This is a genomic window from Micromonospora sp. ATLC20 (assembly GCF_057196585.1).
Map to the genome: position 1 here is coordinate 1 of NZ_JBXUOV010000166.1, position 13,046 is coordinate 13,046.

13 protein-coding genes and 1 riboswitch are annotated in these 13,046 nt (G+C 73.2%); of the genes, 9 read left to right on the top strand and 4 right to left on the bottom strand.

Features of this window, described 5'->3' with window-relative positions; translation table 11 throughout:
• On the top strand, positions 1-868 hold an 868-nt coding region (locus tag AC2CHG_RS25250), incomplete at its 5' end, for a type VII secretion protein EccE (protein WP_484525724.1).
• Here the strand turns inward: AC2CHG_RS25250 and eccD are convergent.
• Positions 852-2,249, bottom strand: coding sequence for a type VII secretion integral membrane protein EccD (gene eccD / locus AC2CHG_RS25255; protein WP_402809222.1), 1,398 nt, complete (start codon positions 2,247-2,249; stop codon positions 852-854). The two genes, AC2CHG_RS25250 and eccD, sit on opposite strands and share 17 nt — an antisense overlap.
• A 168-nt stretch (positions 2,250-2,417) precedes the next feature.
• Between eccD and eccCa the strand changes: the two genes are divergently transcribed.
• The 7 genes from eccCa (at position 2,418) to AC2CHG_RS25290 (ending at position 9,054) form a co-directional block, all read left to right on the top strand.
• Positions 2,418-6,383: a type VII secretion protein EccCa gene (gene eccCa, locus AC2CHG_RS25260; protein WP_357207434.1), complete on the top strand. Its 3,966-nt coding sequence runs from the start codon at positions 2,418-2,420 to the stop codon at positions 6,381-6,383.
• Between the two features lie 74 nt (positions 6,384-6,457).
• Positions 6,458-6,868, top strand: coding sequence for a YbaB/EbfC family nucleoid-associated protein (locus AC2CHG_RS25265; protein WP_262015904.1), 411 nt, complete (start codon positions 6,458-6,460; stop codon positions 6,866-6,868).
• A 16-nt stretch (positions 6,869-6,884) separates the two neighbouring features.
• Positions 6,885-7,178, top strand: coding sequence for a hypothetical protein (locus AC2CHG_RS25270; RefSeq protein WP_194798849.1), 294 nt, complete (start codon positions 6,885-6,887; stop codon positions 7,176-7,178).
• Between the two features lie 31 nt (positions 7,179-7,209).
• Positions 7,210-7,938, top strand: coding sequence for a hypothetical protein (locus AC2CHG_RS25275; RefSeq protein ID WP_366624460.1), 729 nt, complete (start codon positions 7,210-7,212; stop codon positions 7,936-7,938).
• A 12-nt stretch (positions 7,939-7,950) separates the two neighbouring features.
• Positions 7,951-8,220: a hypothetical protein gene (locus AC2CHG_RS25280; protein WP_484525725.1), complete on the top strand. Its 270-nt coding sequence runs from the start codon at positions 7,951-7,953 to the stop codon at positions 8,218-8,220.
• Positions 8,221-8,435: 215 nt separating this feature from the next.
• Positions 8,436-8,744 carry a WXG100 family type VII secretion target gene (locus AC2CHG_RS25285; protein WP_013283772.1) on the top strand — a complete coding sequence of 103 codons (309 nt, stop codon included), beginning with the start codon at positions 8,436-8,438 and terminating at the stop codon, positions 8,742-8,744.
• Between the two features lie 28 nt (positions 8,745-8,772).
• Positions 8,773-9,054 carry a WXG100 family type VII secretion target gene (locus AC2CHG_RS25290; RefSeq protein WP_013283773.1) on the top strand — a complete coding sequence of 94 codons (282 nt, stop codon included), beginning with the start codon at positions 8,773-8,775 and terminating at the stop codon, positions 9,052-9,054.
• A gap of 61 nt (positions 9,055-9,115) precedes the next feature.
• Here the strand turns inward: AC2CHG_RS25290 and mycP are convergent, their stop codons facing one another.
• Both mycP and AC2CHG_RS25300 read right to left on the bottom strand, forming a co-directional pair.
• Positions 9,116-10,354, bottom strand: a complete 1,239-nt coding sequence (gene mycP / locus AC2CHG_RS25295; protein WP_318332125.1) for a type VII secretion-associated serine protease mycosin — start codon at positions 10,352-10,354, stop codon at positions 9,116-9,118.
• A gap of 56 nt (positions 10,355-10,410) precedes the next feature.
• Positions 10,411-10,752: a helix-turn-helix transcriptional regulator gene (locus tag AC2CHG_RS25300; protein WP_366624457.1), complete on the bottom strand. Its 342-nt coding sequence runs from the start codon at positions 10,750-10,752 to the stop codon at positions 10,411-10,413.
• Between the two features lie 167 nt (positions 10,753-10,919).
• On the opposite strand from AC2CHG_RS25300, the gene AC2CHG_RS25305 reads away from it, so the two are divergent.
• On the top strand, positions 10,920-11,573 hold the full coding sequence (locus tag AC2CHG_RS25305; RefSeq protein ID WP_262015909.1) for a carbonic anhydrase: 654 nt from the start codon (positions 10,920-10,922) through the stop codon (positions 11,571-11,573).
• A 57-nt stretch (positions 11,574-11,630) separates the two neighbouring features.
• Here AC2CHG_RS25305 and AC2CHG_RS25310 read toward each other — a convergent pair whose 3' ends face one another.
• Positions 11,631-12,659: a coiled-coil domain-containing protein gene (locus AC2CHG_RS25310; protein ID WP_262015910.1), complete on the bottom strand. Its 1,029-nt coding sequence runs from the start codon at positions 12,657-12,659 to the stop codon at positions 11,631-11,633.
• 4 nt (positions 12,660-12,663) lie between these two features.
• A riboswitch (cyclic di-AMP (ydaO/yuaA leader) is annotated at positions 12,664-12,794 on the bottom strand.
• Positions 12,795-13,046: the final 252 nt, after the last annotated feature.

Consider the following 13,046-nt stretch of genomic DNA (forward strand, 5'->3'; position numbering starts at 1 on the left):
GGCCCGGGGCGCGGCGCCGGGCGGCGACCCGCGGCTCGCCGCGCTCGCCCCCGAGCTGACGGTGGTGGAGCTGACCGAGCGCGGCACCCGGCTCGGCATCGGGCAGGACGACCGGGGCTGGTTCGCCGCGCTGGCGCTGACCGGCCGTCCCGGTGCGCCCGCCGGCTCGATCGAGGCGGCGGTGGTCGACCGGGCGCTCGCGGTGCTCGCCGACTTCTCCGGCCCGGTCACCCAGACCCAGGTCGTCTCGCACACCCTGGTCTGGTACCCGGCACCCGGCGCGCCGCCGTCGGCGTACCGGACCGTGTGGGTGGCGCTGCGCCTGTCGGTGTCCGACGCGCGGGCCGAGGCGGTCAGCCGGGGCGGCGGCCTGCGCGGCGTGCACCGCACGGTGGCGGCCGGGGTGGGCCGGCTCGGCAAGGCGCTCAACGCCGCCGGCCTCGGTCACCGGGTGCTCGACCGCAACGAGCTGCACGCGGCGGTGGTGTCCGGCGCCGGCCTCGACCTGGCCCCGGAGTCCCCGGTGGAGACGTGGACCAGCCTGCGCGGAGGCGGCTGGACGCAGCGCTGCCTGGCCCTGCGGGTACGCCCCAACGGCTCGCTCGGCGCACTCGTGGACGCGGTCACCTCCACCTCCGCGCCCTCGCACACGGTCGCCGCCGTGGTGCTCCCGGGCGGCCGGCGGGTGCCGCCGCTGCTGCGGGTGGCGGCCATGGACGGGCACGCCGAGGCGCTGGTGAAGGCGGTCCGGGAGATGGCCCGGCGCGCCGGTGTGCCGGCCCGCCCGCTGGACGGCCAGCACGGCCCGGGCGTCTACGCCACCGCGCCGGTCGGCACCGCGATGGGGACCGTCACGGTCGAAGGTTGACGATCCAGCCGTACGCGCCGCACACCCAGACGGCCAGCGGCACCAGCGCGATGATCAGCAGGATCTCGACGATGTCCAGGGTCCGGCCCCAGACCGGGGAGATCCGCTTGCCGGCCACGGTCAGGCCGTAGACCAGGCTGATCACGGCCACCACCGCCAGGCCGCCGAGGATCAGGCCGAGCCGTACCGCCAGTGAGCCGGCGGCGAAGGTGGCGGCGGCGACCAGCCCGAGGCCAACGGTGCCGGCCAGCAGCACCGGCGTGCGCTGGGCGCGGCCGAGGAACGGGCGGGCCCGCAGCAGCGACAGCAGCGCCAGCACCAGGCAGAGCAGGACCGCCGGGAGCCGGCCGTCCTCGGCCAGCACCACCTCGCCGCCGAGCACCAGCAGCGAGACGGTCCACAGCAGACCGGTGAGGAACGCGTCCGCGCGCTCGCTGTTGCGCAGCACCGACGGCCCGTCGACCGACTCGGTGTCGGTCTTGAGGTCGTCCGGGCCGGTGGGGATGGACGGCACCGGCAGCCGGGCCAGGCGGTAGGCGAGCATCGGCAGCGCGGGCAGTGCGCCGAACGCGACAGTCGCCACCACCGCCGCGGAGGCCGCCGCGCCGATGTCGAAGGACAGGCTGAGCACCGCGCCGAGGCCGACCGCGCCGCCCACGCCGACCGCGCCGAGGAACAGCGGCAGGCGGTCGCCGACCGCCAGCGCGGCGACCGCGCCGAAGACCACCACCGCGGTGCCGGCCAGCAGGACGTGCGGGCCGGCCAGCTCGCCGAGCGTCCGCTCACCGGCGAGCACCAGCAGGCCGCCGACGCCCGCGTAACCGATCCCGACCAGGGCCAGCACCGCGGCGGTGCGGCTGTCGCCGGCCGCGCGGGACAGCACCGCGGCGCCGACCAGCAGCGCCACCGCGACCACGAACGCGGCCGCCGCGCCGGGTAGCTGCGGCGGGCCGGTGAGCAGCGTCGCGACCGCGCCCGCAGCCAGCGCCGAGCCGGCCAGCAGGACCGCGAACGCCCGCGTGGTGCCCACCTGCCAGGCGCCCGCCCGCTGGGTGGTGGAGGTGGCGACCGCGTCCACCACGTCGTCGAAGACGATCTCGGGCGCGGTCGCGGCACGCGGGTTGAAGTAGAGCACCTCGCCGTCGCGGACACCGAGCTGCGCGGCGGTGCGGCCGCCGTCGAGCGGTTGACCGCCGAGCCGGGACAGGGCCCAGCCGCCGTGCCGTACGCCCTCGTCGGCCAGGTCCTCGCCCGCGTACCGCAGCAGCGTGGGGAGCAGGTCGGCGAGCGGCACGTCGGACGGCAGCGCCAGATCCATCCTGGTACGCGGCGCCACGATGGTGATCCGGCTCAGTCCGCCGGTCGCCGTCTTCGTCGCCACAGTGGCCTCCTCGTGCTCGCATACGATCCGCTGGGCCGTCGGCGTCGCCACACGGGTCCACGACGCCTGACGGAGATTACCTACGATGGCGGTCGCACAGGTTGCCCACCCGACGCTCACCGGCGGTGGCAGACCACGATCAGGGCCGCTTCTGGGGAGGGGAGAGCCGTGAGTACGGTGGTGTTCCGCCGACTTCCGCGTCAACCGGGGCCCGCGCTGCCGCGCGGCGAGGTGCTGCTGGAATCCCCGCCCGAGCTGCCGGAGCCGCAGGCCAAGGGCATGGGTCAGGTGCTGATGATCCTGCCGATGCTCTGCGGCGTGGGCGCGATGGCGTTCCTCTACGCCGGCCGGGGCGGCGGCATGATGACGTACGTCGCGGGTGGCCTGTTCGGTGTGTCCATGTTGGGCATGGCGATCGGCACGCTCGGCAACGGCGGCAAGGACAAGGCCGAGCTGAACGCCCAGCGGCGCGACTACATGCGTTACCTGGCGCAGATGCGTAAGCGCACCCGGCGGGCGGCCGAGCAGCAGCGCGCCGCGATGACCTGGCGGCACCCGGAGCCGGATGCGCTCTGGTCGATCGCCGCCTCGCGCCGGCTCTGGGAGCGGCGGATCACCGAGGACGACTTCGGCGAGGTGCGGATCGCGCTGGGCCCGCAGCGGCTGGCGGTGGAGATCGTGCCGCCGGAGACCAAGCCGGTGGAGGACCTGGAGCCGATGAGCGCGATCGCGCTGCGCCGGTTCGTCCGGGCCCACTCCAGCGTGCCGGATCTGCCGACCGCGCTGTCGCTGCGCGCGTTCAGCCGGATCGCGTTGCGCGGCGACCGGGAGCCGGTGCTGGACCTGGCCCGGGCCGCGTTGGGTCAGCTGGTCACGTTCCACGCCCCGGAGGACCTCCTGGTGGTCGTGGTGGCCGCGCCGGACCGGCAGGCCGCCTGGGACTGGGTGAAGTGGCTGCCGCACGCCCAGCACCCGGGGCGTACGGACGCGGCCGGCGCGCGCCGGATGGTGTTCGCCGCGCTGGACGAGGCGGAGACGGCGCTGGCCCAGGACCTGGGCGGACGGCCCCGGTTCGCGCCGGAGGCGAAGCCGCTGACCACCGCGCCGCACGTGGTGGTGGTGCTGGACGGCGGCGAGGTCTCGGCGACCTGCGCCCTGACCGGGCCGGGCCTGCTCGGCACGACGGTGTTCGACCTGTCCGGCGCGGTCCCGCGCGACGCCGGCCGCTGGCTGCTCTGCCTGGACGCCGGGGACGGCACCGGTCTGGACCTGGTGCGCGGCACCGCCACGTCGCGGCTCGGCCGGCCGGACCGGCTGTCCCTGAGCGCGGCCGAGGGGCTGGCCCGGCAGATCGCCCCGTTCCGGCTCTCCCAGCAGCAGGGCGCCAGCACCGAGGAGCCGCTGTCCCGCAGCATGGAGCTGCCCGACCTGCTCGGGGTCGGCGACGCGGCCACGGTGGACGTCCGGCAGACCTGGCGTCCACGCAGCAACCGCGACCGGCTGCGCATCCCGCTCGGCCTGGGCCCGGACGGCAACGTGGTGGAGCTGGACTTCAAGGAGTCCGCGCACGAGGGCATGGGCCCGCACGGCCTGGTGATCGGCGCCACCGGTTCCGGCAAGAGCGAACTGCTGCGGACGGTGGTCGCGGCGCTCGCGGTGACGCACTCGTCGGAGGAGCTGAACTTCGTCCTCGTCGACTTCAAGGGCGGCGCCACGTTCGCCTCGCTGGACGCGTTGCCGCACACCAGCGCGGTGATCACCAACCTGTCCGACGAGCTGCCGCTCGTGGACCGCATGCGGGACGCGCTCGCCGGTGAGATGAACCGCCGGCAGGAGGTGCTGCGGGCGGCCGGCAACTACGTCTCCCGGTACGACTACGAGAAGGCGCGGGCGGCCGGTGAGCAGCTGGAGCCGATGCCCAGCCTGCTGATCATCTGTGACGAGTTCTCCGAGCTGCTCGCGGCCAAGCCGGACTTCATCGACCTGTTCGTGATGATCGGCCGGCTCGGCCGGTCGCTCGGCGTGCACCTGCTGCTCGCCTCGCAGCGGCTGGAGGAGGGCAAGCTGCGCGGCCTGGACACGCACCTGTCGTACCGGATCGGTCTGCGCACGTTCTCGGCGGTGGAGAGCCGGATCGTGCTCGGCGTGCCGGACGCGTACGAGCTGCCCAGCGCGCCCGGTCACGGCTACCTGAAGACCGACACCGCGACCATGCTGCGGTTCCGCGCCGCCTACGTGTCCGGCCCGTACCGGGCGCCCGGGCAGGTGCAGCGATCCACCCGGGCGCAGGTGCAGCGCCGGATCGTCCCGTACGGCATCGACTACGTGCCGGTGCCGGCGGCGCCGAGCCCGGCGGAGGCCGCCCCGGAGCCGGAGCAGAGCGGCGACGGCAAGGCCGTGGCGATGCTCGACGTGCTGATCGACCAGCTCAAGGGCCGGGGCAAGCCGGCGCACCAGGTGTGGCTGCCGCCGCTGGCCGAGCCGTCCGGGCTGGCCGAGCTGCTGCCGAAGCTTAGCGTGCACCCGACGTACGGCCTGACCACCGCCGACTGGCCGGGCCGCGGCCGGCTCGCGGTGCCGGTCGGCATCGTGGACCGCCCGTACGAGCAGCGCCGCGACCCGATGATGGTCGACCTGGCCGGGGCCGGCGGCAACGTGGTGATCGTCGGGGCGTCGCTGAGTGGCAAGAGCACCATGCTGCGCTCGATGCTGGCCTCGCTGGCGCTCACCCATACGCCGCGCGAGGTGCAGTTCTTCTGTCTCGACTTCGGTGGCGGCGCGCTGCGCAGCCTGGACGGGCTGCCGCACACCTCGGGTGTGGCGGGGCGGCGCGACGTCGAGGCGGTCCGGCGGACGGTGGCCGAGGTGGTCGCCGTGATCGACGAGCGGGAGAACCGGTTCACCCAGCACGGCATCGACTCGGTGGCCAGTTACCGGCGTCGCCGGGCGGCGGGTGAGTTCGCCGACGACCCGTTCGGTGACGTCTTCCTCGTGGTGGACGGCTGGAACACGCTGCGCCAGGAGTACGAGGAGCTGGAGCAGACGATCACCAACCTGGCGAACCGGGGCCTCGGCTTCGGTGTCCACGTGGTGATCACGGCGGTGCGCTGGGCGGAGATCCGGATCAACATGCGGGACCTGCTCGGCACCAAGCTGGAGCTGCGGCTCGGTGACCCGTCGGAGTCGGAGATCGACCGGCGGGCCGCGCAGAACGTGCCGGTCGGCGCGCCCGGCCGCGGTCTGACCCGGGACAAGCTGCACTTCCTGACCGCGATCTCGCGGATCGACGGCAAGCGCGACATCGAGGACCTGACCGAGGCGTCGGTGGCGCTCGCCGGTCACGTCGCGGCGAACTGGCCGGGACAGCCGGCGCCGAAGGTCCGGCTGCTGCCGCGCAAGCTGGCGGTCACCGAGCTGGCGAAGGTCGTCGACCGGTCCGCGCCGGGCATCCCGATCGGCGTCAACGAGTCGGCGCTCGCCCCGGTCTACCTGGACCTGGCGGGCGAGCCGCACCTGACCGTGTTCGGCGACGCCGAGTGCGGCAAGACGAATCTGCTGCGGCTGATCGCCCGGGGGATCGCCGAGCGGTACACCCCGGCCCAGGCGCGGCTGGTCATCGCCGACTACCGGCGTGGTCTGCTGGGTGCGGTCGAGGGGGACCACCTGCTCGACTACGCGCCGTCGAACCAGGTGTTCAGCCAGGGCCTCGGCTCGATCCGCAGCGCGTTGCAGAACCGGCTGCCCGGCCCGGACGTGACCACCGCGCAGCTGCGTGACCGGAGCTGGTGGAAGGGCCCGGACCTGTACATCCTGGTGGACGACTACGACCTGGTCGCCTCCGGTGGCAGCAACCCGCTGAGCGCGCTGCACGAGCTGCTGCCACAGGCGCGGGACATCGGCCTGCACCTGATCATCACGCGCCGGGTCGGCGGTGTGGCCCGGGCGCTGTACGAGCCGGTGCTGCAACGCCTGCGCGAGCTGGACTCGCCGGGCCTGCTGATGTCCGGCAGCAGGGAGGAGGGCGCGGTGTTCGGCAACCTGCGGCCGACCCCGCAGCCGCCGGGCCGGGGCACGCTCGTGCGCCGCCGCGACGGCCAGCAGCTGATCCAGACCGCGTGGACGGAACCCGCCTGACGGGACGGACGGCGGGCCGCCCCGTCCGGTAGCGTCGGCCCGATCGACAGCCGCGAGTGGGAAGGGGCGCGTCCGTGAGCAGCCCGTCGGGTTTCGGTGCCGCCGTGGAGGGTCTGCTGCGGCAGGCGCAGGAGCAGCAGCGCCGGCTGGCCGAGGTCCAGCGGCAGCGCGCCGAGCTGCGGGTGACCGGGGAGAGCCCGGACGGCCTGGTGCGCGTGACGGTCGACGGCGACATGAAGGTCGGCGACGTCGAGCTCAACCCGCGGGCGATGCGGCTGGACAGCTTCTCCCTGGCCGAGGCGATGCAGGCGGCGATCGACGCGGCCTACGCCGCCTTCGAGGAGCGGCAGCGGGAGATGCTGGGCGAGATGCTCGGCGACTCCGAGATGGTCCGCCGGGCGCAGGACGGCACGCTCACCCCGGAGGACTGGTTCCGTCAGTTCGGGGTGGACCTGTCCGACCCGACCCGCAACCTGCGGCGCTGAGCGAGAGGAGCCGACGATGCCGAACACGGTCGACGTCGACGCGATCCGGAAGGCCGGGCAGCGGCTCGACGCCCCGGACGGCCCGATCCAATACCTCCGCAACGTCGAGACGTTGCTGGCCGAGGTGAAGCTGCCCGGCGGTGCGCTGAGCTGGTTCGGCACCGGCGCGGTGGAGCGGCACAACGCGGCGGTGGACGGGCACCTGGACAACGTCCGCACCGGCGTGGAGCATCTGCGCAGGGCCGCCGCGCAGCTCGAACAGAGCGCGAAGAACTGGGAGAAGTCGGATCAGCCCTGGGTGGTCAAGTGATCGGCCGGGTCCGCCACGGGAAGGACGCCTGATGCCACCGGAGATCCTCATCGCCAACGCGTCCGGGACGGTGACCGGCTCGGTGTCGGTCGCGCAGACCACGGCCCCGGTCCGCTCGGCGGCGGCCATCGCCAAGGGCAACCTGGTCTGGATCGCGGCCTCGGCGGCGCTGATCGGCACGATCCTCTACCTGGAGTCGTTCGACAACCAGGAGGTGAACGAGTCCATCAAGAAGTGGGACGAGGCGGCCCGCCTGCTCGGCGCGGACCAGTTCGGCGCGGCGATGGCGGCGGTCCCGCCGGACGCGGCGGAGTGGGACTTCGACGACCGGGACGCGTTCGACCTGTTCCTGCGCAAGCTCGGTGCGGAGATCAACTCGCTGGCCGAGGCGTTCGCCGCCAATCGGGACACGCTCACCGCCGCCCGGGACGCGTACAACGACGCGGTCTCCGGCCTGGCTCAGGCGCTCATGCCGATCCTGGTCGCGGTGATCGCCTCGATCGCGCTCCAGTTCTTTCCCGCGACCACCGCGCTGGCCCAGGCCATCGGCATCGCCGGCCTGGCCGCCACCGCCGCCATCCTGGTCCTGGTCTTCGGCGAGATCAGCGCGTTGCTGCACGCGCTGATGGCCGCCTTCCACACCGACAGCCGGTTCACGTTCAGCGCGGACTCCCGGCCCGGCTGGGCGCCGACCGGCGCCGACCCGGACATCAAGGACATCAAGATCGACTGGGTGCGGGACTCCAAGTTCTACGGGTAACGGGAGCGACGCGTGGACACCCTGCTCTTCTCGCTGCTGCTGTACGTCCTGCTGACCATCCCGGTCTTCGTGGTCCTGATGCTGTTCGCCGGGCTGAACCGCTCGGCGCGGCTGCGACGGGCCGCCGAGGTGGTGGCGCTGAGCACCTGCGCGGCGCTGCTGGTGCTGTCGTTCCAGCGCGCGTTCGAGAAGCCGGCGCTGTGGGTCGTGGTGGTGATGCTGGTCGCGGTGCTGGCCTTCGGCGTGTCGACGATCGTCAGATCCGCACGCGATCGGTCCTGACCTCGCCCTCGACCGTCCACCCGGTACGGAGGGGTGGCGCTCCGCGTCTGTCGACAGTGGCATGTCGGAATACGACGATGGGTCAGCAGGGCTGCGCGGGTTGGACATCGTCCGCTACGGTTCGGATGAAGTGTCCGTCGGTGGGGTGTGTACGCCTTGCCGCGGGGGAGGGCGCGGCGGAACCGCCGCCACAAGATGACGGAAGGGTGTGAAGCATGGCGTTCGAGGTCAGTGCAGCGACTCTGCACACCGCCGCGAGTGACGTGCGGTCCACGCGCAGCGACGTCGACGGCGAGCTCAAGAAGCTGTGGAACGTGGTCGACGACCTGGCGATGGCCTGGAAGGGCCAGGCGTCCACGGGCTTCCAGAGCCTGATGACTCGCTGGAACGAGGACACGACGAAGCTGCTGACCGCGATGGACAACATCGCGGACCTGCTCGACAAGTCGGGCACCACGCACCAGGTCAACGACGAAGAGCAGCAGCAGATGCTGGACAAGTTCCACGCTGCGCTCAACCCGTGATCCGCGAAGACAGGCAGAGGAGGAACCGATGAGCATCAAGGTTGATTACGCTGTTCTGGAGAGCAGCAACCAGCAGATGCAGGCCATCTCGCGGACCATCGACGAGAAGCTGGACACGCTGCGGGCGATGCTGACCAAGCTCGAGTGGGAGGGCCAGGACCGGGCCGCCTACCAGCAGCACCAGGCCCAGTGGGACGCCGCCGTGCGGGACATCAACAAGGTCCTGAACGAGATCGGTGGCGCGGTGGGCATCGCGCGCGAGAACTACATGACCACGGAGATGAGCAACTCCAAGGTCTGGGGCAACTGACCCCCGACCGGTCCACAGCGGCTCCGCTACGGCTCGCGCCGGGCGGAGCCGTCGTGCATCGTCAGGCGTCCTGCGGGACGTCGCGCCGGCCCGGCCGCCACCCGCGCCGCCGTCCGCGTACCAGGATGGGCCGCAGCGTCAGCAGGACGCCGGCCAGCAGCGCGCCGACGACGGCGACCCAGATCGCGACGGTGCGCTGCCCCGCCAGCGGGTCGGCCGGCGGCGCCGGTGGCGGCATCGCGCCCAGCGGTGGGTCGCTGCGGGTGCCCAGCAGGCTGGTGACGGCCCGGTACGGGTTGACCATCCCGTAGCCGACCTCGGCGTTGTGCCCGTCCGGCGGGCTGTCGGCGGTGCGGGTCAGTCGGTAGGCGACCTCGTCGGCGCTGATGTCCGGGTGCGCGGCCCGCACCAGCGCGGCCACCCCGGAGACGTACGCGGTGGCGAAGCTCGTCCCGCCCTGCGGCTCGCCCCGGTAGCCCGGCCCCTGCGGCGCGGGCCCGACGATGTTCAGGCCGGGGCCGGCGATGTCCACGTAGTCCCCGCTGACCGAGCTGCCGACGTGCCCGCCCTGCTCGTCGATCCCGGCGACGGCGACGACACCCTCGTACGCCGCCGGATAGGCGGGCCGGTCCTCCCGGTTCTCCTGCCGGTTGCCGGCGGACGCGACGATCACCACGTCCTTGCCGAGCGCGTACTGCACGGCGGACTTCAGCGCCGGGTCGTCGAGCGTGACCAGGGACAGGTTGATCACGTCGGCGTCGTGGTCGACGGCCCAGCGGATCGCCTTGCCGATCTCGGCCGGCACGTCCGGGTCGAAGTTCTCCTTGTTCTCGGCCAGCACCCGCAGCGGCAGGATCTTCGCCTCCGGCGCGATGCCGGTGTACGGCGTGCCGGTGCCCTCCCGGCCGGCGATGATGCCCGCGACCATGGTGCCGTGGCCGACCAGGTCGCACTGCCCCTTCAGGCGGACGAGCTGGTTGAAGTCCTCACCCGGCAGCACCCGCCCGCGTAGCAGGGGATGGGTCGGTGAGACCCCGGAGTCGATCACCGCGACGGTGATGCCGGCGCCCTTGCCGAGCCGCCAGGCGGCGGCCGGGTCGAGACGGCTCAGCGCCCACGGCACCTCGGTGGGTGCGGGGCCGCCGGCCGGTCCGCACTTCGGGGCGGCCAGCGCGGGCGCGGGCACCGCCAGCGCACCGCCGAGCAGGGCGGTCACCGCCGCTCCGGAGAGGACGGACCTGATCCGGTGTCCGGCCCGGACGCGTCCCGTGGTCGCGCCCGGCCGCAAGCTGTCGCGCACGCGGTGAGATTACCCGCCGCGCCCGCCCGCGCGGGGCGCACGTGGTGCCGGCCGGATCACCGGCCGGTGGCGGCGTCCCCGGCGGGCTCGGCGGCGAACAGGGCCAGCAGCGCGCCGACCTGCTGGTCGGCCTCGGCCGGGTGCCGGAAGCGGCCCTTCGGATTGATCGTGTACTCGTTGCGCCGTCCCACCCGCGTACGCCGCAGGTAACCCCCTGCTTCCAGGTCGGCCACGATGGCCTGGGCCGCCCGCTCGGTCACGCCCACCTCGTCCGCCACGTCCCGCAGCCGGGCGGTGGGGTTGCGCGCGATCGCCAGCAGCACGTGGCCATGGTTGGTGAGGAAGGTCCAGTTACGGCGGCTCCCGTCCTCAACTGGTGTGGTCGCCATGGTGGTCATGCTATGGCCACGTCCGCCACCTGCCGAATCGGCGCGGTCCGGGGCGGGGCGGAGACGGGAAAGTATGAAATGCGTATCACGAATCTTGACGGACCCCGAGGGGCGTGTGACCGTGGGTCGCGAGGCCGTTCGGCCTGGTGGTTCCCCAGGTAGACGAGGTGAGGGACATGACGCCGAGCACCCCGGAACAGGCACTTGCCGAGCTGCGTGCCGGTAACCACCGGTTCGTCACGGGCGTCCCGCAGCATCCGAATCAGGACGCCGGGCACCGGGCGGCGGTGGCCGACGGCCAGCACCCGTTCGCGGTGATCGTCGGCTGCTCCGACTCGCGGCTCGCCGCCGAGATCATCTTCGACCGCGGTCTCGGTGACCTCTTCGTGGTGCGTACCGCCGGGCACACCGCCGGGCCGGAGGTGCTCGGCAGCGTCGAGTACGCCGTCACCGTGCTGGGCACGCCGCTCGTGGTGGTGCTCGGGCACGACTCGTGCGGCGCGGTCCAGGCCGCCCGGGAGGGGGTCCGGACCGGTGCCGCCCCGGCCGGGCACCTGGGCGCGGTGGTGGACGCGGTCTCGCCGAGCCTGCTGCGCGCCGCCCGCCAGGGCGTCGAGGACCTCGACGGCATCATCGACGTCCACATCGCGCAGACCGTGGAGACGCTGCTGGCCCGGTCCGCCGTGCTGGCCGAGCGGGTGGCCGCCGGGCGGTGCACGGTGGTGGGCATGTCGTACCGGCTCGCCGGTGGCGAGGTGCGGACCGTGGCGCAGTCCCCGGCCCCGCTGCCCGCCCCGGCCGCGCCCGCCGACCCGGCGCTGGCGAGCTGACACATTCGGACGCGAAAAGGGGCCGCCCTCGGGCGGCCCCTTTTCGTGGTGTCCGGATCAGAGCAGCGACATGTGGACGTGGTCGGTGTGGTTCGACGGTCCGCTGTAGGAACGCCATCCGGTGGCCGGGAACCAGATCTGCCGGTTCCAGATGACGTAGTAGATGCCCAGCCGGTCGGCGTTGCGGATCAGGAACGCGGCGACCTCGTTGCCGTACCGGCGGGTGTCGTTGTTGTGCCACGGCGCGAAGCCGCTGTTCTGCAGCGACCAGTCACACGCCTTGCCCTTGGGGTGCTCCCACGGCCCGCCGGACCGGTAGCAGCCCACGAAGCGCTTGAAGCCCGCGCGCCGGACCTCCTTGTACGCGTGCAGCGTGCGCGGCGTGACGCAGCCCGAGGTGGTCGGGTCGTCCTCGCTGCACGACTCGGCCTTCCACCCGCCGTCGGCGGTGCGGCCGGGGGCGATCTTGGCGACCGGTGAGGTGGCGGAGACCAGGCCGCCGGTGAAGCCGAGACCGCCGACGAGCTTCAGCGCGCGCTCGGCCTGCACCTTCTCGCGCTCCATCGCGTTCTTCTGCTTCTCCTGCTCGCGCACCTCGGCGTCGAGCGCGATCTTGGCCTGCTCGGCGCGGGTCTTGACCGCGTTGATGGCGGCCAGGCGCTGCGCGTTGAGGAGGTTCAGCTCGTCCAGGGCGTTGACCCGGCGGACGAACGAGTCGGGGGAGTTGCTCTCCAGCAGCATCGCCATCGCGCCCATCCGGCCGGTCCGGTAGGACTGGGCGGCGAGCTGGTTGACCTGCGGGCTGAGCGCGTCGAGTTCGGCCTGTGCCGTCTTCACCTCGGCCGCCAGCCGCCGCTGGCGGTCCTGGGACTTGGCGAGCTTCGCCTTGGCCTGGAGGAAGTTCCGGTTGGCGGAGTCGATCGCCTCGGTGATGAGCGGCGGATCGCCGTCCTCCTCGTGGCCCGAGGGGGTGCCGGGGGCCGCCGCGGCGGGGGCCGCGGTCGCCGGGTTCGGGCCGGCCAGCACGGCCAGCGAGGCCAGCACGGCCACCACGGGTGTCAGCCAGCGGCGCAGGGGTGCCGTCACAGTGTTCCCTTCCGTCGGCCGCCGACCGGGTTAGCTGACGGGTTCGGGACGGAAGTGGCCCCTACCGCTGTCGCGGATTCACCCCATGTACCTGGTTCCCCGGTTCGCCCGTGGGCGATTGGGCGGCGGCACCGCTGGCGCCGGTGCGCGCCTTCGGCGGTGACCGGCAGCGAGGTTACCTGACAGCACTCGTGAGGATCTACGTCCGGAAGCCGACCAATAGCGAGATTTCGCCGTGGCGCACCGTGACCAGCGTCGCGTTTGAATTCGATGGTCACGCTGCGGAGTGTCACCATGCGGCCTCCGTACTCTTCCCGCCGCCGAGCGCCTCCAGCGCGTCGTCCCGTCCGGCCGGCGGCGGGGGCGCGGCGGGCGCCGGCTCCGCGC

Bases quoted from the DNA above. Each gene is read 5' to 3' on its own strand.
- AC2CHG_RS25270 (WP_194798849.1), top strand. From the start codon at position 6,885: ATGCCGAACACGGTCGACGTCGACGCGATCCGGAAGGCCGGGCAGCGG.
- AC2CHG_RS25300 (WP_366624457.1), bottom strand. From the start codon at position 10,752: ATGACCACCATGGCGACCACACCAGTTGAGGACGGGAGCCGCCGTAAC.
- AC2CHG_RS25285 (WP_013283772.1), top strand. From the start codon at position 8,436: ATGGCGTTCGAGGTCAGTGCAGCGACTCTGCACACCGCCGCGAGTGAC.
- AC2CHG_RS25305 (WP_262015909.1), top strand. From the start codon at position 10,920: ATGACGCCGAGCACCCCGGAACAGGCACTTGCCGAGCTGCGTGCCGGT.
- AC2CHG_RS25275 (WP_366624460.1), top strand. From the start codon at position 7,210: ATGCCACCGGAGATCCTCATCGCCAACGCGTCCGGGACGGTGACCGGC.
- AC2CHG_RS25290 (WP_013283773.1), top strand. From the start codon at position 8,773: ATGAGCATCAAGGTTGATTACGCTGTTCTGGAGAGCAGCAACCAGCAG.